Source organism: Providencia alcalifaciens, assembly GCF_915403165.1.
Taxonomy (GTDB): domain Bacteria; phylum Pseudomonadota; class Gammaproteobacteria; order Enterobacterales; family Enterobacteriaceae; genus Providencia; species Providencia alcalifaciens_C.
Window position 1 is genome coordinate 3,784,820 of sequence record NZ_OU659204.1, and the last position, 21,585, is coordinate 3,806,404.

Annotated in this window: 13 protein-coding genes, 1 tRNA gene, 3 rRNA genes and 1 riboswitch; of the genes, 4 read left to right on the plus strand and 13 right to left on the minus strand. The window is 44.0% G+C overall.

Annotated elements, in window-relative coordinates; genetic code table 11:
• Window positions 1-44 precede the first annotated feature (44 nt).
• The 6 genes from rrf to btuB all read right to left on the minus strand — a co-directional run bounded on the left by rrf (window position 45) and on the right by btuB (window position 8,433).
• Window positions 45-160: ribosomal RNA gene (rrf, locus tag LDO73_RS17340) — 5S ribosomal RNA — on the minus strand.
• Between the two features lie 143 nt (window positions 161-303).
• Window positions 304-3,212 (minus strand): 23S ribosomal RNA (locus tag LDO73_RS17345).
• A 356-nt stretch (window positions 3,213-3,568) separates the two neighbouring features.
• Window positions 3,569-3,644, minus strand: a tRNA-Glu gene (locus LDO73_RS17350).
• Between the two features lie 137 nt (window positions 3,645-3,781).
• Window positions 3,782-5,322 (minus strand): 16S ribosomal RNA (locus LDO73_RS17355).
• Together the 16S, 23S and 5S rRNA genes with 1 tRNA gene alongside form the textbook arrangement of a ribosomal RNA operon.
• A gap of 443 nt (window positions 5,323-5,765) precedes the next feature.
• Complete coding sequence (gene murI, locus LDO73_RS17360) at window positions 5,766-6,629, minus strand: glutamate racemase (RefSeq protein WP_224061216.1); 864 nt, start codon at window positions 6,627-6,629, stop codon at window positions 5,766-5,768.
• Window positions 6,574-8,433: a TonB-dependent vitamin B12 receptor BtuB gene (gene btuB / locus LDO73_RS17365; RefSeq protein ID WP_224059549.1), complete on the minus strand. Its 1,860-nt coding sequence runs from the start codon at window positions 8,431-8,433 to the stop codon at window positions 6,574-6,576. Before btuB ends, murI begins: the two co-directional genes overlap by 56 nt.
• 74 nt (window positions 8,434-8,507) lie before the next feature.
• Window positions 8,508-8,603, minus strand: a riboswitch (cobalamin riboswitch).
• Between the two features lie 110 nt (window positions 8,604-8,713).
• Here btuB and trmA point away from each other — a divergent pair.
• Window positions 8,714-9,811: a tRNA (uridine(54)-C5)-methyltransferase TrmA gene (trmA, locus tag LDO73_RS17370; protein ID WP_224061217.1), complete on the plus strand. Its 1,098-nt coding sequence runs from the start codon at window positions 8,714-8,716 to the stop codon at window positions 9,809-9,811.
• Between the two features lie 72 nt (window positions 9,812-9,883).
• Here trmA and LDO73_RS17375 read toward each other — a convergent pair whose 3' ends face one another.
• Both LDO73_RS17375 and fabR read right to left on the minus strand, forming a co-directional pair.
• Window positions 9,884-10,273: a YijD family membrane protein gene (locus LDO73_RS17375; RefSeq protein ID WP_224059550.1), complete on the minus strand. Its 390-nt coding sequence runs from the start codon at window positions 10,271-10,273 to the stop codon at window positions 9,884-9,886.
• Window positions 10,274-10,283: 10 nt separating this feature from the next.
• Window positions 10,284-10,943 (minus strand): HTH-type transcriptional repressor FabR, encoded by a 660-nt coding sequence (fabR, locus tag LDO73_RS17380; protein ID WP_224059551.1) that lies wholly within the window; start codon window positions 10,941-10,943, stop codon window positions 10,284-10,286.
• A gap of 336 nt (window positions 10,944-11,279) precedes the next feature.
• Here fabR and sthA point away from each other — a divergent pair, with 336 nt between their 5' ends.
• The gene (gene sthA / locus LDO73_RS17385; RefSeq protein ID WP_224059552.1) at window positions 11,280-12,677 is read left to right on the plus strand and encodes a Si-specific NAD(P)(+) transhydrogenase; all 1,398 of its coding nucleotides are present in this window, start codon (window positions 11,280-11,282) and stop codon (window positions 12,675-12,677) included.
• A 168-nt stretch (window positions 12,678-12,845) separates the two neighbouring features.
• On the opposite strand, the gene oxyR is transcribed toward sthA, so the two are convergent.
• On the minus strand, window positions 12,846-13,751 hold the full coding sequence (gene oxyR, locus LDO73_RS17390; RefSeq protein ID WP_006660491.1) for a DNA-binding transcriptional regulator OxyR: 906 nt from the start codon (window positions 13,749-13,751) through the stop codon (window positions 12,846-12,848).
• 1,411 nt (window positions 13,752-15,162) lie between these two features.
• Here oxyR and LDO73_RS17395 point away from each other — a divergent pair.
• Complete coding sequence (locus LDO73_RS17395; RefSeq protein WP_224059553.1) at window positions 15,163-15,516, plus strand: hypothetical protein; 354 nt, start codon at window positions 15,163-15,165, stop codon at window positions 15,514-15,516.
• Window positions 15,517-15,580: 64 nt separating this feature from the next.
• Here LDO73_RS17395 and argH read toward each other — a convergent pair whose 3' ends face one another.
• The 4 genes from argH to argC form a co-directional block, all read right to left on the minus strand.
• Window positions 15,581-16,957: an argininosuccinate lyase gene (argH, locus tag LDO73_RS17400; RefSeq protein WP_224059554.1), complete on the minus strand. Its 1,377-nt coding sequence runs from the start codon at window positions 16,955-16,957 to the stop codon at window positions 15,581-15,583.
• 77 nt (window positions 16,958-17,034) lie between these two features.
• Window positions 17,035-18,255, minus strand: a complete 1,221-nt coding sequence (locus tag LDO73_RS17405) for an argininosuccinate synthase (RefSeq protein ID WP_224059555.1) — start codon at window positions 18,253-18,255, stop codon at window positions 17,035-17,037.
• A gap of 82 nt (window positions 18,256-18,337) precedes the next feature.
• Entirely contained in the window at window positions 18,338-19,114 is a 777-nt protein-coding gene (gene argB / locus LDO73_RS17410) for an acetylglutamate kinase (RefSeq protein WP_224059556.1), read from the minus strand.
• Window positions 19,115-19,148: 34 nt separating this feature from the next.
• Window positions 19,149-20,153: an N-acetyl-gamma-glutamyl-phosphate reductase gene (gene argC, locus LDO73_RS17415; protein ID WP_224059557.1), complete on the minus strand. Its 1,005-nt coding sequence runs from the start codon at window positions 20,151-20,153 to the stop codon at window positions 19,149-19,151.
• Between the two features lie 102 nt (window positions 20,154-20,255).
• On the opposite strand from argC, the gene argE reads away from it, so the two are divergent.
• Window positions 20,256-21,410, plus strand: a complete 1,155-nt coding sequence (gene argE, locus LDO73_RS17420; RefSeq protein WP_224059558.1) for an acetylornithine deacetylase — start codon at window positions 20,256-20,258, stop codon at window positions 21,408-21,410.
• The last annotated feature ends 175 nt before the right edge of the window (window positions 21,411-21,585 follow it).

Sequence of the window (21,585 nt, forward strand, 5' to 3'; positions counted from 1 at the left end):
ATATGGTACTGTCAGTCAGCACTGACACAACCTTAAAATTTAATGTCTGGCAGTTCCCTACTCTCACATGGGGAGACCCCACACTACCATCGGCGCTACGGCGTTTCACTACTGAGTTCGGCATGGGGTCAGGTGGGACCACCGCGCTATTGCCGCCAGACAAATTCTGTTTATTCCCGTTTAAGTTTTTTCTTAAACCAGAATATCAATCCTGAACAAGCTGCTGTGTCCTTCACCTTTCGGCTTCTCACTCGCTATTGAATCAACTTAATCTCTCAATCTCTAAAACACCTTCGGTGTTGTCAGGTTAAGCCTCACGGTTCATTAGTATTGGTTAGCTCAACGTATCGCTACGCTTACACACCCAACCTATCAACGTCTTAGTCTTAAACGTTCCTTTAGGACCCTTAAAGAGTCAGGGAAGACTCATCTCAAGGCAAGTTTCCCGCTTAGATGCTTTCAGCGGTTATCTCTTCCGCACTTAGCTACCGGGCAATGCCATTGGCATGACAACCCGAACACCAGTGGTGCGTCCACTCCGGTCCTCTCGTACTAGGAGCAGCCCCTTTCAATCTTCCAACGCCCACGGCAGATAGGGACCGAACTGTCTCACGACGTTCTAAACCCAGCTCGCGTACCACTTTAAACGGCGAACAGCCGTACCCTTGGGACCTACTTCAGCCCCAGGATGTGATGAGCCGACATCGAGGTGCCAAACACCGCCGTCGATATGAACTCTTGGGCGGTATCAGCCTGTTATCCCCGGAGTACCTTTTATCCGTTGAGCGATGGCCCTTCCATTCAGAACCACCGGATCACTAAGACCTACTTTCGTACCTGCTCGAGCTGTCACTCTCGCAGTCAAGCTGGCTTATGCCTTTGCACTAACCGCATGATGTCCGACCATGCTTAGCCAACCTTCGTGCTCCTCCGTTACTCTTTGGGAGGAGACCGCCCCAGTCAAACTACCCACCAGACACTGTCCGCACCCCGGATAACGGGGCGACGTTAGAACATCAAACATTAAAGGGTGGTATTTCAAGGTTGGCTCCACGCAGACTGGCGTCCACGCTTCAAAGCCTCCCACCTATCCTACACATCAAGGCTCAATGTTCAGTGTCAAGCTATAGTAAAGGTTCACGGGGTCTTTCCGTCTTGCCGCGGGTACACTGCATCTTCACAGCGAGTTCAATTTCACTGAGTCTCGGGTGGAGACAGCCTGGCCATCATTACGCCATTCGTGCAGGTCGGAACTTACCCGACAAGGAATTTCGCTACCTTAGGACCGTTATAGTTACGGCCGCCGTTTACTGGGGCTTCGATCAAGAGCTTCTCCTTACGGATAACCCCATCAATTAACCTTCCAGCACCGGGCAGGCGTCACACCGTATACGTCCACTTTCGTGTTTGCACAGTGCTGTGTTTTTAATAAACAGTTGCAGCCAGCTGGTATCTGCGACTGGCTTCAGCTCCATGGGTAAACCATTTCACCTAATGCCAGCGTGCCTTCTCCCGAAGTTACGGCACCATTTTGCCTAGTTCCTTCACCCGAGTTCTCTCAAGCGCCTGAGTATTCTCTACCTGACCACCTGTGTCGGTTTGGGGTACGATTAATGATAATCTAGAGCTTAGAGGCTTTTCCTGGAAGCGGGGTATAAGCTACTTCGCCACCGTAGTGACTCGTCATCAGACCTCAGCATATAGTGAACCGGATTTGCCTAATTCACCTGCCTACATCCTTAAACCGGGACAACCGTCGCCCGGCCAGCCTAACCTTCTCCGTCCCCCCATCGCAATTATCACCAGTACGGGAATATTAACCCGTTGCCCATCGACTACGCATTTCTGCCTCGCCTTAGGGGTCGACTCACCCTGCCCCGATTAACGTTGGACAGGAACCCTTGGTCTTCCGGCGTGCGGGTTTTTCACCCGCATTATCGTTACTTATGTCAGCATTCGCACTTCTGATACCTCCAGCATGCCTCACAGCACACCTTCACAGGCTTACAGAACGCTCCCCTACCCAACAATATTTACATATCGCTGCCGCAGCTTCGGTGCATAGTTTAGCCCCGTTACATCTTCCGCGCAGGCCGACTCGACCAGTGAGCTATTACGCTTTCTTTAAATGATGGCTGCTTCTAAGCCAACATCCTGGCTGTCTGAGCCTTCCCACTTCGTTTCCCACTTAACTATGACTTTGGGACCTTAGCTGGCGGTCTGGGTTGTTTCCCTCTTCACGACGAACGTTAGCACCCGCCGTGTGTCTCCCGTGATAACATTCTTCGGTATTCGTAGTTTGCATCGAGTTGGTAAGTCGGGATGACCCCCTAGTCGAAACAGTGCTCTACCCCCGAAGATGAGTTCACGAGGCGCTACCTAAATAGCTTTCGGGGAGAACCAGCTATCTCCCGGTTTGATTGGCCTTTCACCCCCAGCCACAAGTCATCCGCTAATTTTTCAACATTAGTCGGTTCGGTCCTCCAGTTAGTGTTACCCAACCTTCAACCTGCCCATGGCTAGATCACCGGGTTTCGGGTCTATACCCTGCAACTTATTCGCCCAGTTAAGACTCGGTTTCCCTACGGCTCCCCTATACGGTTAACCTTGCTACAGAATATAAGTCGCTGACCCATTATACAAAAGGTACGCAGTCACCCTGATAAATCAAGGCTCCCACTGCTTGTACGTACACGGTTTCAGGTTCTATTTCACTCCCCTCGCCGGGGTTCTTTTCGCCTTTCCCTCACGGTACTGGTTCACTATCGGTCAATCAGGAGTATTTAGCCTTGGAGGATGGTCCCCCCATATTCAGACAGGATAACACGTGTCCCGCCCTACTCGTCGAGTTCACAACACTAACATCTTCAGATACGGGGCTATCACCCTTTACTGCCGGCCTTTCCAGACCGTTCTCCTGATGCTAATGCTGATTAAGACTCTGGGCTGCTCCCCGTTCGCTCGCCGCTACTAGGGGAATCTCGGTTGATTTCTTTTCCTCGAGGTACTGAGATGTTTCAGTTCCCTCGGTTCGCCTCGTTTGACTATGTATTCATCAAACGATAGTGCAACGAATTGCACTGGGTTTCCCCATTCGGATATCGTCGGTTATAACGGTTCATATCACCTTACCGACGCTTTTCGCAGATTAGCACGTCCTTCATCGCCTCTGATTGCCTAGGCATCCACCGTGTACGCTTAGTCGCTTAACCTCACAACCCGAAGATGTTTCGTATCAGACGAGCTTCGGCGTCATGGCTGCGCAGACATCAATTCTGTGTTGGGCAGTGCTCGCTATGCTCACGTACTTATGTACGTTGCGCTAGCTGTGCGCTGTCCGCCTTGAATTGCTGATTGCTCGCTCATGCCACTTGCGGTTCGTTTTGATGAAACCTTCAAGTTGAGATTTTTGAGAGACTCTCACATTGTTTAAGCGATAAACAATGTGCGTTGTTTTCAATTTTCAGCTTGTTCCAGATTGTTAAAGAGCATAATTGTTAAACCAACTACAAGGTAATTGGCTTAATCATTATTGGGGACATCGTCTTTCACTCGATATCGGCGCAATTGGCGTCCCCTAGGGGATTCGAACCCCTGTTACCGCCGTGAAAGGGCGGTGTCCTAGGCCTCTAGACGAAGGGGACACGAAATACTGCACAAATTACTTTGTTGCATATCTCGTGTAAGACCCATTCTTTCGAATAGCTCTCCCACGTATAGCCTATTGCTCTACTTTCTATCAGACAATCTGTGTGAGCACTTCACAAAAACACTTCAATGGTAAGGAGGTGATCCAACCGCAGGTTCCCCTACGGTTACCTTGTTACGACTTCACCCCAGTCATGAATCACAAAGTGGTAAGCGCCCTCCCGAAGGTTAAGCTACCTACTTCTTTTGCAACCCACTCCCATGGTGTGACGGGCGGTGTGTACAAGGCCCGGGAACGTATTCACCGTAGCATTCTGATCTACGATTACTAGCGATTCCGACTTCATGGAGTCGAGTTGCAGACTCCAATCCGGACTACGACGTACTTTATGAGTTCCGCTTGCTCTCGCGAGGTCGCTTCTCTTTGTATACGCCATTGTAGCACGTGTGTAGCCCTACTCGTAAGGGCCATGATGACTTGACGTCATCCCCACCTTCCTCCGGTTTATCACCGGCAGTCTCCTTTGAGTTCCCACCATTACGTGCTGGCAACAAAGGATAAGGGTTGCGCTCGTTGCGGGACTTAACCCAACATTTCACAACACGAGCTGACGACAGCCATGCAGCACCTGTCTCAGAGTTCCCGAAGGCACTAAAGCATCTCTGCTAAATTCTCTGGATGTCAAGAGTAGGTAAGGTTCTTCGCGTTGCATCGAATTAAACCACATGCTCCACCGCTTGTGCGGGCCCCCGTCAATTCATTTGAGTTTTAACCTTGCGGCCGTACTCCCCAGGCGGTCGATTTAACGCGTTAGCTCCGGAAGCCACTCCTCAAGGGAACAACCTCCAAATCGACATCGTTTACAGCGTGGACTACCAGGGTATCTAATCCTGTTTGCTCCCCACGCTTTCGCACCTGAGCGTCAGTCTTTGTCCAGGGGGCCGCCTTCGCCACCGGTATTCCTCCACATCTCTACGCATTTCACCGCTACACATGGAATTCTACCCCCCTCTACAAGACTCTAGCTGACCAGTTTTAGATGCCATTCCCAGGTTAAGCCCGGGGATTTCACATCTAACTTAATCAACCGCCTGCGTGCGCTTTACGCCCAGTAATTCCGATTAACGCTTGCACCCTCCGTATTACCGCGGCTGCTGGCACGGAGTTAGCCGGTGCTTCTTCTGTTGGTAACGTCAATCGTTGATGATATTAGCATCAACGCCTTCCTCCCAACTGAAAGTACTTTACAACCCTAAGGCCTTCTTCATACACGCGGCATGGCTGCATCAGGCTTGCGCCCATTGTGCAATATTCCCCACTGCTGCCTCCCGTAGGAGTCTGGGCCGTGTCTCAGTCCCAGTGTGGCTGATCATCCTCTCAGACCAGCTAGGGATCGTCGCCTTGGTGAGCCATTACCTCACCAACTAGCTAATCCCATATGGGTTCATCCGATAGCGCAAGGACCGAAGTTCCCCTGCTTTGCTCCTGAGAGATTATGCGGTATTAGCTACCGTTTCCAGTAGTTATCCCCCTCTATCGGGCAGATCCCCATACATTACTCACCCGTCCGCCGCTCGTCAGCGAGAAGCAAGCTTCCCCTGTTACCGCTCGACTTGCATGTGTTAGGCCTGCCGCCAGCGTTCAATCTGAGCCATGATCAAACTCTTCAATTAAAAAGCTTGATGCTCAAAGAATGTTACTGTCGTTTGATTTCCGAAGAAACCAAATTACCTATTAGTTCATATATATGAATTAACGTGTTAGTCACTCTTCAAGACTTAAAATCAAATATTTTTTTGATAGTGTCCTGTGAGTGCCCACACAGATTGTCTGATAAATTGTTAAAGAGCGGTGCGACATTTCTTTAGAAATTCGACTCAGTTTTTATCAACTTAGGTCGTTGTCGCGAGGTGGCGTATATTACGCTTTCCTCAGTGAGAGTCAAGTATTTTTTTACTTAATCTTTTCAGAATCTCTCGCTGCCGATTCAGTGTCCATCGCGCTTTGCGTTGGCTTGTTCCCGGTCAGTGGATGCGCATTATAGGGAGTCAGAAAAATCTGGCAACCCTTTTTTTGATGTTTTTTTTCGTTCGCTCAGCTTTTCAGCTAATTTGGCTTAAATGGCTAGTTTTTTCAGCGATTTGAAGCCTTCAGCCTCAAGAACAGGGCGTAATTCTTGTAAACTCTCATTCATTAATAAGCAATACGCGAAGTTTTCTTCCTCTGAATGAATGATTTCTGCTTGATTGTTGATAAGCCAAACAGTTCTTCTGGCAATCGCGGCACCTGAATCAATAAATCGCGTTCCGTTTGGTAGTACTTTTTCTAACTCTTCTACTATAAGAGGGAAATGGGTGCAGCCAAGAATCACTGTATCTGGAGCTTCTTTCATTTTGATCCACGGCTTTACCGCTTGAGCCACCTCATCCAGCGGCAGTATTTCACCATGTAACTTTCTTTCTGCCAGTTGAACGAGCTCCGCTGAGCCTAAAGAGATTACTTTGCAATCTGTCGCAAAGCGCTCAATCAACTCTTTTGTGTATTCACGATTTACCGTACCCCGAGTTGCCAACAAACCAACAATACCATTACGCGTCAGCTTGGTTGCAGGCTTAATCGCTGGAACGACTCCGACAATTGGGAAAGTAAAGTTCGTTCTTAAATTAGGTAGGCTCACCGTACTTGCTGTATTACACGCAATGACGGCAATGGTGAGTGGGTGTTTTTTCGCGATGGCATTAACGATTTGATAAACCCTATCAATAATGAACTCTTCGCTTTTTTCCCCATAAGGGAAGGCTTCATTATCGAATGCATATATATAGTGTGCATTCGGGATCAGTTTTTTGACTTCACGATAGACAGATAACCCGCCCACTCCAGAGTCAAATACCAGAATGGTCGGGCGAACAGATAGGTTGTTATCAGAAGTTGTAGCTTCCTGTGAGGAAATATTCTCTTCCAGCGGTGCGATAACCATACGCGGTCTCATAGTCTTTATCGAACATATTAGCTATTTTACCACGAATTGTGAGATGTGAAGTGATTGGATATGCAGCCGTGATATCCCAAAGGCTAACGCCGCCAACTTTTGTGCGTTGATAACTTTCATTGATATCGTAACGCTGCCCTATATATTGATAAGTTAGCCCCATATCTACAGTAGCCATATTCCAATCTAACTGATACTTAACTTGCTGTTTGGCACGGCGATTCAGGATCTGATTGGTCTCTTTATTCCTAGGGTCAATATATTGTAAGGTAAGCTGATGATGGAAAATCCATGTATCCATGTCCCCCACCCACTCAACACCTTTGATTCTTGCTTTCTTTATATTGCTATATTGCCCTTTAGGACTAAAATCGATCATATTATCTATATCATTCCTATAGGCAGTCAAACTCCAATCGAGAGGTCCACTAAGACCTTCAATCCCACCCTCCCACTGTGAACTTTCTTCTGGGTTTAAATTTTCATTTGGCCCCCAACGACCGTACAGTTGATCTAATGTTGGTGCTTTATATGCAGTTGCGTATGAACCAATCAGTCTATAACCTTCAATGAACTCCCATCCTGCACCTGTTTGCCATGTAGAATGCCAGCCATATTTAGAGTGATAATCACTGCGAACAGCGCCTTCAACAGTGACTTGGTTAAATTGATTTTGTCCTGTTATGTACAACCCAGTATCATCAACACTACGTTTTTTAGCGATAAAATTATGATTCGGTTGAATCGATTGTCGATTCCAATCAATACCCGTACTGATTCCACCGTTATCTAACTTAAAGGTATTTCCCCATTGTAAGTTATATTGTTCTGAGTCCTTTAGTAATGAGGATTTATCATAGCGCCCTTTTCTTGGGTCAAAATCATAATCTTTTAAATGGCTATAACTGGAAATTAGTTGGGAAGAATAAATACCTTTCGTAAATTTAACGCCTACATCATAATTTCTACTTGATAATTCGCGTGTATCTGCGATTACACCAGCATAATCCCAACTTGGTTCTGCATCATATTTTGTTCTGTTATCATAGCCATAAGCTCTGGCAAACCCACTGAACTCATCGCTAAATTGATGTTCAAGCCCCAACCATAATGTTTTATTCATAAACCCATCACGATCTGGTTGAGGTGTACCGCCAGTGTTCCCACGAGCCTCAACATCGAATCCCCATGTGTAGTTATATGAAGCTGATGCGGTTACTTTTGTTTTTTCCCCAATCTGCTGTTGAGTGGAGCCTGTATAGTTTTGATATCCATAGCTACCAAGGGTTGCATCTAATGTCGTTCCGGGCTTAGATCTACCCGTGATAATATTGATGACGCCACCAATAGCATCAGAGCCATAAACCGCTGAACGTGCACCTCGAATGTACTCAATACGTTGAACCATAGATAATGGAATTTGGCTCATATCGGATGAACCACTTACCCCCGCCTGATTCAATCTAATTCCATCAACAAGTACAAGAACATGTCCTGAGTTTGTACCTCTGACAAAAAGCGTACTTAATTGGCCTCTCCCACCACTCTGTGAAATATCCACACCCGGCAAACGCCTCAATACATCAATCACGGTATTTGACTGCCAGTGATCAATATCTTCACGGGTCACCACAGTCACTGGCGCTAATATAGAAGAGATAGGTTGTTCGAAACGGTTAGCAGACACCACCATTTCATCTGACGAATTAGAGCTTGCACTTGCCAAAGAGGAAATACCACACAACACTGTCAGAGCTGCCACCGAAAGCGGTAGCGACTTGTTATTATTCATTATGTTTACACTCGGAAAATCAATTAAATTAACATTCCGCGACGCCGAAAATCAGATCCGCGCTGAAATTCAACAAAGCGATAAGAGTTGTGGTAGGTATCGGACTTTACCGTTGCGCGTCAGCTTTGGACTCTCACCAAATTCCCTCAACCACAGCACATAATCCTAAATTGAATAACTATCAGTGTCCATGAATCGATAATGAAAACTGGACATCTTCGCTGCTTGCCCTACAATTTCGCCCCTGATGTGAATTTTGACTGTTTTATGGGGCCATATGATGCAAAACACTTTGCACACCGAAGATTACGAACTGCAACTTGCAGAGAAAGTTGACCGTCTGAAGAGTTTGATGGCCCCTTATGCTGCGCCTGAACCTGAAATTTATTCATCTCCAACCTCCCATTATCGGATGCGTGCAGAATTTAGAATTTGGCACGAAGGGGATGACCTATTTCATATTATGTTTGATAAAGAGACCAAAGAACGCATTCGAATTGAGTCATTTCCAGTTGCTAGTCAGCTAATTAACGACATGATGGCTGAACTTCTGCCTTTATTAAAACGCACTGAATTACTGCGCCATAAATTATTCCAGATAGATTACTTATCGACGCTGAGCAATAAACTGATCGTTTCTCTGCTTTATCATAAAAAATTAGGTGATGAATGGACGGAACAAGCAAAACAATTGAAAGCCGATTTAACGGTGAAAGGCTTCGATGTTCAAATTATTGGTCGCGCCTCTAAAACTAAAATTATGCTCGACCACGATTATGTCGATGAAGTTTTACCTGTAAAAGGGAAAAACATGATTTATCGCCAGGTGGAAAATAGCTTCACACAGCCAAACGCACAGGTGAATATTAAAATGTTAGAGTGGGCGATTGATGCGACTCAACATTCAACCGGCGATTTATTAGAGCTGTATTGTGGTAATGGCAACTTTTCACTGGCGCTGGCTCAAAACTTCAATCGTGTTTTAGCGACTGAAATTGCCAAGCCTTCAGTACATGCAGCGCAATACAATATAGAAGCTAACAAAATAGATAATGTGCAGATTATCCGAATGTCTGCGGAAGACTTTACTCATGCCATGAATGGTGTTCGTGAATTTAATCGCTTAGAAGGGATTAATTTAGCGGATTATCAATGCAATACTATTTTTGTCGACCCACCACGCAGCGGCTTAGATGATAAAACTGTTCAGCTGGTACAAGAATATGACCATATTCTGTATATCTCCTGTAACCCTGAAACGCTGTGCGATAATTTAGCGGAACTCACCAAAACCCATAAAGTCGAAAAACTGGCTTTATTTGACCAATTCCCATACACCCATCATATGGAAAGTGGTGTGTTACTCACTCGACGCTAATTATTCTCTATAAATTATCCATAAAAAACGCCGCACTATTATGTTGCGGCGTTTTTATATTCAAAATCGATATTAATGTTCAGTTTCGCTTTCTAGCGCTTGCTCTTGCTGCTCTTTTTTACGCGCTTTCCAACTGGTATACATCCACAATGCAATAATGACAATCACCGTGGCTGGGATAAAGTTAGAACCGACATCAGGATGTTGGACGCGTAAAATCGCTGCGTAGCCAAACATACCTAAGAAAAAGCTGCCGGCGACAAATTTTGGTAATCCCATTGGCATGGCTTGATTTAAATAACGCTGGTGTAAACAGTAAACTGCCAAAATTAATGTGACGATTGGGAAGATAGAAAATTCCACAAGGGAATTAAACAGGGTAGAGAACGATCCATGAGTTGATAAGCCAATTACTAAAGACAGCAGTAATGTGCTTCTCTCATAATTCTTGTGTTCCGTCATTGTCTCTCCTTTACTCTTTGGTTAAGTCAGGGGCTGTATCATTTTGTTTTTCTTGCTCGCGGCGGTACCAATAATAAGCACCTTTGGCTATCATACGTAGCTGCAACACTAGCCGCTCTTCGAGGCGTCGACGTTTTTCTTCATCAATATCAAGCGCTTCTGCACCCGCACTAAATACGATAGTGACCATGGCTTCAGCTTGCATTTCAGTGAAATAACGCGGCATACGATTTTCTAATTCAAGATAATCCGCTAATTCTGCAATAAAATGTTGGATTTCTCGTGCTACCGCAGCACGAAACTCAGCAGAAGTTCCTGAGCGCTCACGCAATAATAACCTAAACGCGTTAGGGTTATTACCAATAAACTCCATAAAAGTGGAGACTGACGTGCGGATCACACTCCCGCCTTTTGCGATACGCTGACGCGCTTGTCTCATCAGTTGGCGTAGCATCAGACCGCTTTCATCAACCATGGTTAACCCAAGCTCATCAACATCTTTGAAGTGACGATAAAACGAAGTTGGTGCGATACCTGCTTCACGAGCGACTTCCCGTAAGCTGAGGCTAGTAAAACTACGTTCTGCACTTAATTGGCTAAATGCCGCTTCCACGAGCGAACGACGTGTTTTTTCTTTTTGTTTTGCTCTAACGCCAATAGTGTTGCTCACGATTTTCCTAGTTTTCTACAATTAAAATGCCGCGAATAGATCAAAATATCACTTTTGAATACGCCCATCCGTTAAGCATACCTGAAAATTATTAATCTAGTTTAATGAAAAGATGACTCTCCCATCAATTTCACCATTTTCAGAATTTCACCCAACTCCATTTTTTCTAGGCTGTGTCTTTTATCGACTTTTTTTCTATAAACTTTTTATATACTTTGCTCGCCTTGATTTTCATCTGGTTTCTTTACTTATTTGTCTTTAGGATTTCGAATTGAGACAAGATGGCAAACGAATGTTACTATCACAACGTCCCTAGAATTAAAACAGGCTTACCTCATGCAACATACCCATTTTGATGCAATTGTCATTGGTTCCGGTCCTGGTGGTGAAGGTGCCGCTATGGGGCTGGTTAAACAAGGAAAAAACGTTGCTGTTATAGAACGTTATAACAGTGTCGGCGGCGGCTGTACCCACTGGGGTACTATTCCCTCTAAAGCCCTTCGTCATGCTGTTAGTCGAATTATCGAATTTAATCAAAACCCTCTATATAGTGATAATTCCCGTAGTTTACGCTCCTCTTTTTCTGAAATTCTTACTCATGCCGAAACCGTTATAAGTCAGCAAACTCGCATGCGTGAAGGGTTTTATGAACGCAATGGTTGCCAAATGTTTTCTGGTGAAGCAACTTTTGTTGATGATCAGCATGTTAGCGTGCGTTATGCAGATGGAAGTTGTGATGTCCTTAGCGCAGATAAAATTATCATTGCGACTGGCTCACGACCTTATTGCCCGCCTGATGTTGATTTTACCCACTCCCGAATTTATAACAGCGATACCATTCTCAGCCTTTCCCACGAACCTCGCCATGTGATTATTTATGGTGCGGGCGTGATTGGTTGTGAGTACGCATCCATATTTCGTGGATTAGGGGTCAAAGTTGATTTGATCAACACCCGTGATCACTTATTGGCATTCCTTGATCAAGAGATGTCTGATGCGTTGTCTTATCATTTCTGGAATAGTGGCGTGGTTATTCGTCACAACGAAGAGTATGAAAAGATTGAAGGTTTAGATGATGGCGTTATTGTTCATCTTAAATCAGGCAAAAAAGTGAAAGCGGATTGTTTACTGTTCGCGAACGGTCGTACTGGTAATACGGATAATATCGGTCTGGCGAATGTGGGAATCGAAGCGGATGGTCGCGGCTTAGTCAAAGTTGACCATGCTTATCGCACCAGTAATGAGCATATCTATGCTGTTGGTGATGTGATTGGCTATCCAAGCCTAGCTTCTGCTGCTTATGATCAAGGGCGAATTGCGGCTCGCGCAATTACCTCTGGCTTAGGTAATGCCCATTTAGTTGAAGATATCCCAACAGGTATTTATACCATTCCAGAAATTAGTTCTGTGGGTAAAACAGAGCAAGAATTAACGGCAATGAAAGTCCCTTATGAAGTCGGTCGTGCTCAGTTTAAACATTTAGCACGAGCGCAGATTGCGGGCATGAATGTGGGTAGTTTGAAAATTCTCTTCCATAGAGAAACACTTCAAATTTTAGGTATTCACTGTTTCGGTGAGAGAGCGGCTGAAATTATTCATATCGGCCAAGCGATTATGGAACAAAAAGGTGAAGGAAATACCATCGAATACTTCATTAATACCACATTTAACTATCCAACCATGGCAGAAGCGTTCCGCGTTGCGGCATTGAATGGTTTAAATCGACTGTTTTAGCGAATCTCTATGCTTTGCACTGAATGATTGGCTTTAGAATATAAGTGATTGCAGGTTCATTCCCGCAATCACTTTTTTGTTGTTATAGATTATTTTTCTACAGCTTCTTTACTAAGCTTCTTTAAAACAAGTTAGCAGCTAGATTTTTACTGCATTTAATCTGAAAGCTTACTTTTTATTTCTGTAGTACTTATCCATCGAGCTGTAAATTGTCTCAGCGAGCTGCTCGTAGCGTCCACGCAATGGCGAACCCGGACGATACACTAATACAATGCGACGTTTTGGCTCTGGTTCAATACAGTTCAAGTAACAAACGCCATCACGGCAAGCCTCATGAGGTACAGCCAAATCTGGCAGCAATGTAATTCCGCTACCCGCTGCTACCATGTTTCTCAGCGTTTCTAAGCTCGTTGCTCTGAAGTGGGTATCTTCTTTTGCCCCTGCTTGGAAACAGAATCCCATTGCTTGATCACGTAAACAGTGACCATCTTCCAACATCAATAATTTCTCACCCGCTAATTCTCCCATTTCAACCGTATCACGGTCATGCCATGGATGACTTTCATAAATCGCGAGTTTCATTGGCTCTTCAAATAATGGCACCACAATAAATGGTTCGGTTTCTTTGACTTCCGCCAAAATTGCGCAATCCAACTTACCGCTATCTAGCTGAGCCAATAATTGCTGAGTCTGCGCTTCATGTAAGTAAATTTCTAATTTAGGGTGCACACGATGTAATTCAGGGATAATGTGCGGAAGCAAATAAGGTGCAACAGTTGGGATCAGTCCTATATGTAAAGGCCCTGACATGCTTTCACCTTGTAAAGCTGCCATTTCTTGTAGAACTTTTATCTCTCTTAAGATCGTTCTTGCCTGCTCAACGAGCAATAAACCTTGTTGAGTAAAAAGCACTTTTCGGCTGGTTCTTTCTAATAGCATCACGCCGAGCTCTTCTTCAAGCTTACGAATTTGACCGCTCAGCGTAGGCTGACTTACATGGCAAGAATCCGCAGCACGTCTAAAGTGCTTGTGCTCAGCAAGTGCAACTAGGTACTCCAGATCACGAATATTCATCCGCCTTTTTCCTCTCGTTATGCCTAACTATATAGATAATACCAATCATTATAGAGAATACATAACATTTCATCTATTGATAAAAATAAAAAGCAATATTTAAATTTTTTTAAGAAAAATCCCATTTAAATATGAAACAAAGTGTAATAACTGGAAAGCAAATATATCAGTCTTTTTCCGAATGAAAAATGGTTCCATTATGCAATAATCAACCATTTTTACTCGTTAAAGGAGTAATCATTGTATGTTAAAAAATATCCAGACGGATATTACAATAAACGTCTTAATATATCTTTCTTATCACGCATGCACTTGCAAACTAGTTCAATGGTTCACTAACAGCACCTACTAGACCTACCAATCTCGCTATACTTTCTCCTCGGGGAAATAACAGAAGAAAAAATGAATAATTTTATTAAAAAATAATAACATAGAAAATTAATCATTTGTTTTTTTTGACATATTTTTAAATATTTTTAACGTTGATGTTAATCACATTAATACCAATAATATGCCCACTTGAACGTAATGAGCACACTTTAGGAATTACGTTGATAAGAACCATTAATTGGAGCAGAGCTCTCAGTGGCTTCATAAAAATCATTAAAATAAATAATCATTTTATTCAAATTAGTTGAATCCATTTGTCTATGATGACTTTTGGATGACTGAATAATGCTCAATGATAATAATGTTAAATGTTAAATGTTAAATGTTAAATGTTAAATACATATTACCCATTATTGGAGTACTCATATTAATACTCAGCCATCTAGATAATGACGCTTATATCTCCATATAGAATGATTATCAAAAATCTTCTAGGAAAATGATAATAGCTAATGGCTCCCAAACAAACTAATGGGACTTAATACCCGAAAATAAGGTAATAGCAAGAGTAAGGGCGTAACGGTATAAGTATTAGCCCCATAGTAATGAAACATTTTGTTATATTTTCTTTCATATTTAATTAAAGTTTGTAAGTACATATAAAAAAATATATTAAATTAATCAGCATAGATTTTAATATATATTATCGCTCACTCAATGAATGAAAGCGTTCAAAACTCACACCATGAAATTTTTAATCGAAAATATAGCATAGGAAGAGTTTTTATATCACAATTTTAAGCAATTTGGTTCTTAGATAGTTTTTTATTGGTATGCGTTTTTACTTATACTATATTTAACTTATCCCATATTGTTTAGTTTAATTTTAAAATTTCCATACATTTGATTTTCAATATTTACACCTTAAGAGAGTTATTTGGATTATTATATTTTCCATCAAATAACACGAGGTAATTGAAAAAAGAAAAGTAGCCAATATATATCTTACGCAATACCGAATTTATTAAATTAATATACTTAAACAAATTGATTAAACACAAATCAGTTAGGGGATACTATTATGAAAAATTTAACATCAATCGCTAAAAAAACCTTATCTCGCGTAGCCATGGCATTATTACTCGTTCCTGCATTTAGCGCCGTTAATGCCTATGCAGAAAATAGTGAGCATAACGGTACCATCCAATTTACAGGTTCAATTGTCTATGCATCTTGCTTGAATGAAGTAAATAATAATAATGTCACTTTAAATTGTCTAAATGACAATGACGATATGGTTGCCAATAGCATTGACCTGAAAAAGTTAGTGAAGACCCAAGGCTGGAAAGCCCTGAATGGCGGTCGAAGTGTCTATTCTTATGATTGGCTGAATGAAGATAAACAGATGGGTATGTTAACAATTAAATATAGTTAAGATTAAACGTTATGGAAATTGGGGTAGCCATGCTACCCCCCATTTTTTTCTACATTTCCTTTATTTACATCTTCAAGCGAGTTCTCGCGTCTACAATGGCTTTTGCCACCTGCTTTTGAGATACCCCACCTTTTGCTAATCGCTTATCAAGGCAAGACTGTAGAGATAAAATCTCATACACATCCAGTTGGATAGTTGCACTAAATTTTTGCAAATCACTTAATGCCATTTCTTCTAATGCTTTGCCTTGCGCTATCGCAGCCACAACCGCTTCGCCCACAATATGGTGAGCTTCACGGAATGGAACACCTTTCGCGACTAAATAATCCGCCAGCTCGGTCGCATTTGCATAACCTTGTTTTGCAGCATCTTCACAACGAGGACGACGAATTTGGATACCATCCAGAACGAGTACCGCCATATGCATGCAATCTAACCACGTATCGAGGGCATCAAATAACCCTTCTTTGTCTTCTTGCATATCTTTGTTATAGGCCAGCGGCAATCCTTTCAGTGTCATCATCATGCCGGTTAATGCCCCTTGAACACGGCCACATTTACCACGGATCAGCTCCAACGCATCAGGATTTTTCTTTTGCGGCATCAGCGATGAACCCGAAGTGACTTTATCTGAAAGCTCAACAAAACCAGCTTCGCCACTATTGAAGAAAATTAAATCTTCTGCAAAACGCGATAAGTGCACCATACCAATGCTTGCGTCGGATAAAAGCTCTAACACATGGTCTCTATCAGATACCGTATCTAAACTGTTACGGGTGGCGGATGAAAAACCTAACCATGATGCCAATTGCTCGCGGTCAATATCATATGCAGTACCCGCCAATGCCCCACAACCTAATGGGCTGACATCTAAACGTTTTAAAGTATCTTGCAAACGGCTTTCATCGCGAGATAGCATTTCACTATACGCTAAACACCAATGAGCGAATGTCACTGGCTGAGCACGTTGTAAGTGGGTATAGCCCGGCATCACTGCATCTTGGTTATTTTCAGCGGTGATAACCAACGCTTTTTGTAACTCAGTCACGGCATCTAATAACAGTGCTACTTGGTCTTTACACCACAGTTTTAAATCCGTCGCGACTTGGTCATTACGGCTACGGCCTGTATGCAATTTTTTTCCTAAATCACCGACTTTATCAATCAGTTTACCTTCAACCCAGCTATGGATATCTTCGGCGTCACTTTGCAAGATAATTTCAGGATCGGCTTGCACTTCCGCCAATAGCGCATGGAGTGCTTGCTCGAGAGACTTTTGCTCGCTATCAGACAGCACGCCCACCGTGACCAATGCTTTTGACCATGCCACAGAGCCAAGAATATCCTGCTCAGCTAAGCGATAATCAAAACGCAGTGAATCATTGAACTGTTTAAACCGTTGATCTGCCTGCTGACTAAAACGTCCACCCCAAAGTGCCATAACGAGTCCCTACCTGATTGATAAAATAAGTGTCTGCCCGACAGCCCTATCTGGCTGTCGGGATCCTGCCGATAAAACTATTTTGCTTTATTCTGTTCTTTCAGTGCACGAATACGTGAAGAGAGTGAATAGAGGCGAATAAAACCACCAGCATGGCTGTGATCGTAAACATCATCTTCACCAAATGTTGCAAACTCTTCGGAGTACAGGCTCTTATCCGCTTTTTTCTGAATAGCTGTTACTTGCCCTTTATACAGTTTCAGAACCACTTCACCCGTCACATCCTGAGCCAGCGATTCTGCCGCCGCTTGCAGAGAATGACGAAGTGGTGCAAACCAACGGCCGTCATACACCACATAAGACATTTCCAGACCTAACTGCTCACGCCATTTGTAGCTATCGCGGTCTAACACTAATTGCTCAACACCACGTAGCGCTGCCATCATGATGGTGCCCCCTGGAGTTTCATAGCAACCACGGGATTTCATGCCCACCAAACGGTTTTCAACGATATCGATACGACCCACGCCATGTTTTGCACCCAGCGTATTTAATGTTTCTAAACAGCCCAATGGAGACAGCACTTTACCGTTTACAGAGACCACTTCGCCGTGTTTCACGCCAACAGTCACCAGCTCGGCTTCATCCGGTGCGTCTTTCGGGTCAACTGTCCATACCCAGCAATCTTGGTTAGCCGCATTCCATGTGCTTTCCAATACGCCGCCTTCGGTAGAGATATGCCATGCGTTTTCATCACGGCTATAGATTTTCTCTAAGCTAGCAGTCGTTGGAATATTGCGTTCTTTCAGATAATCCAGCAGGGCTTCACGGGAACGCAAATCCCACTCACGCCATGGCGCAACCACTTTCAGTTGTGGTGCTAATGCGGTGTAAGTGCTTTCGAAACGCACTTGGTCATTACCTTTACCGGTTGCACCGTGCGCGACGGCATCAGCACCAACTTTCAGTGCGATTTCAACTTGCGCTTTAGCGATAATTGGACGCGCCATCGACGTACCCAGTAAATAGCTGCCTTCATACAATGCACCGGTTTTCAGTACTGGGTAGATGTATTCCTTGATGAACTCTTCACGCAGGTCAACCACATAGCATTCAGAAGCGCCTGATTGCAGGGCTTTTTTCTCAACACCGACTAAGTCTTCTCTGTCTTGACCCACATCAGCAACGAATGCCACGACTTCACAGTCATCGTAGTTCTCTTTTAACCATGGAATGATAGCCGACGTGTCTAATCCACCGGAGTACGCTAATACAATCTTCTTAATGCCCTTTTTCATAAATTACCTATCCCAATTCTTTTAAAATAAATGTGTTTAAAATAAATGTATGGCTTGTCTGTTTGCTTGCTCAGCCCATCACTCAAGAAGCAAGAATTCGTGTACCAATCGCGGTGCCATTAAATAGTGATGGCAACTGTTCCGCATGACGCCAGCTCGCAATATCCACTGGGCGTTGCAATGTGGAAGCCGCGTCCAATGCCGCATTCACTTTGACTATCATTCCATCCGTGATGATGCCTTGGTCGATAAGTTTTTGGGCTTTGGCTGTCGTCATTTCATCAATCTTTTGACCTTTACCATCCAAAATACCGCTCACATCAGAAAGCAGGACTAAATCGGCATTCAGTGCTTGGGCAATCGCCGTAGCGGCTTGGTCTGCATTGACGTTCATCAGTTGCCCCTCTTCGGTGATCCCGATAGAGCTAATGATTGGCAAGTATCCCGCAGACAGTAATAGTTTCAGTAACTTCGCATCACCCGCTTTCGCGCTACCCACATGACCTAATTCATCATTAATTTGCGTAACCACTGCGCTGTGTCCATCCCCAAGGGATAAACCCACCGCTTGCAATTGATGTTTAATCGCCCATGCCAACAAGGTTTTATTCGCGGTTCCGGCTAGTGCACCCGTAATAATGTCAATTTGATCTGCTGGCGTGACGCGCAACCCTTGCTTTTTCACAACAGGTAATTGCAGTTTTTGCATTAATTCATCGACTAAACATCCGCCACCGTGAACAATCACCAGCTCACGTTGATGAGCCTGACGGTAGGTTTGGATCGCCGTAAATAATCTTTCTAGGGCTTCTTCGCTATCGAGTAGCACACCACCCAATTTAATGACTAAAGGTTGCATGGGGATTTATCCTTAATAAATTGCCATAAGAGCATTAAAGTAATGACTGCGTTTCGTTGAAACCAAACCGAATATTCATGCACTGAACGGCTTGCGCTGCGGCACCTTTTAATAGGTTATCTTCTGTTCCCACTAAAATCAGGTGCTCACCTTTCAATACAAAGCCGATATCACAAAATGGCGTGCCAACCACCGATTTCAGTGCAGGAACCCCTTTGTCATATAAACGGACTAACGGTTTGTTGTGATACGCATCTTTAAATGTTTGGCTAATTTGCTCCGCTGTAACGCCGGCTTTCACTTTGCAAGTGATGGTCGCCAGTATGCCCCGTGCAAAATTGCCTAAATGTGGCGTGAAAATCACGTCTCTACCTAGATGTGTCGCGATTTCAGGTTGATGACGGTGGGTGAAAATACCGTAAGGCTGTAAGCTCACTTCGCAAAAGCTGTTCGTCATGGAGGCTTTACGCCCTGCCCCTGAAACGCCACTGGTCGCATTAATCACTGGCCACATGTTTTCATCGAGTAAATCCGCTTCAATCAGCGGCTTTAATGAAAGTTGAGAAACCGTTGGATAACACCCCGGTACCGCAATCAGTTGAGCTTGACGGATTTTATCTGCCTGCCATTCCGCTAAACCGTAAACTGCTTGCATTAACCACTGGGTATTTGTATGTTCGAAGCCGTAGTATTGCGGATAAAACGCCGCATCTTGAACACGATAAGCGCCCGAAAGGTCAAACACCACGCAGCCCGCTTCAAGAAACTGGGGTGCGATGTCATGACTGACTTCATGGGCGGTCGCGAGGAAAACAACATCGACCCCTTTTGCTGCCTCAGCTACATCGGTAAGCGGCTGAACCGGAAGATCGATAATGCCTTTATACTGGGGATGTAAATCAGAAAAGTATTTACCCGCATCCGCACTTTGTGCGGAAACCATCAGCCCAGAAAGATGAATATCGGGATGACGTTGTAAGTAAGCGGCTAATTCTGCTCCAGTATAACCACTGGCCCCGATAATGAGTGTGTTCAACATGTGTTTTCTACCTTGTACTCGTGACCCAAACAGTTTAATGTGTATTTTTATTCAGATAAAGTGCATGAATATTGATACTATTATGGATAAAGGCTGTCAACAGTGAATATTAAATTACCTGCATTTATTGAGATTTATCGTCAATTAATCGCCACGCCGTCGATTAGTGCGACCGATTCGCAACTCGATCAGAGTAACCGAGCGCTGGTGGAGCTATTAGGTGGATGGTTAGAAACCTTAGGCTTTACTGTGAATATTCAACCGGTCCCTGATACCCGAGATAAATATAACCTGTTAGCCTCGATTGGCGAGGGTAACGGAGGGTTAATGCTATGCGGTCATACGGACACCGTGCCATTTGATGACGGACGCTGGAGCAAAGATCCGTTCAAGCTCACCGAACATAATGGCAAGCTGTATGGGCTAGGCACCGCCGATATGAAAGGCTTTTTTGCCTTTATTATTGATGCATTACGTGATGTTGACCTCAGCACCTTAAAGCGTCCTTTGCATATTCTCGCCACGGCAGATGAAGAAACCTCGATGGCTGGCGCTCGCTTTTTTGCCGCCAGCACGCAATTACGCCCTGATTTCGCTATCATCGGTGAACCGACGTCATTACAGCCTATTCGCGCACATAAAGGGCATCTTTCCAATGCAATTCGCATTACAGGTCAATCTGGGCATTCCAGTGATCCAGATAGAGGCGTTAATGCCATTGAATTAATGCATGAATCTATCTCTCACTTAATGACCTTAAGAAATACATTGAAAGAGCGCTATAACAACCCTGCGTTTGTGATCCCTTATCCCACCATGAACTTCGGTCATATTCATGGTGGTGATGCAGCAAACCGAATTTGTGGTTGCTGTGAATTACATATGGATATTCGCCCACTACCAGGTTTAACGTTGAAAGATCTGGATGAACTGCTCAATGAAACTCTCGAACCCGTTCGTGCAAAATGGCCGGGGCGCTTAGCCATTGAAGAGATGCACCCACCGATCCCCGGCTATGAATGCCCGACAGATCATAAAATGGTGGCGGTCATTGAGCAGTTATTAGGTAAAAAAGCGGAAACCGTGAACTACTGTACGGAAGCGCCATTTATCCAAGAACTTTGCCCAACACTGGTGCTGGGTCCCGGCTCAATTGAACAAGCGCACCAGCCTGATGAGTTCATCGACATGAGCTTTATTGAACCAACCCGCCAGCTAATCAGCCAAATGGTCGAACACTTCTGTTTTACTGAATAGTGTTTTACTGAATAATGTTGTTCCACATGCGGAGTCACTCGGCTCCGCATTTCCCTATCATGAATTTTTCTCTTGTTGCGTCTGAAAAAACATCAATTCCAAATTTGATTTAGGAGTTGACTCTCACTCAATATCGCGTAATCTCTATTTAGACGTCTAAACGTATAGAAGTATA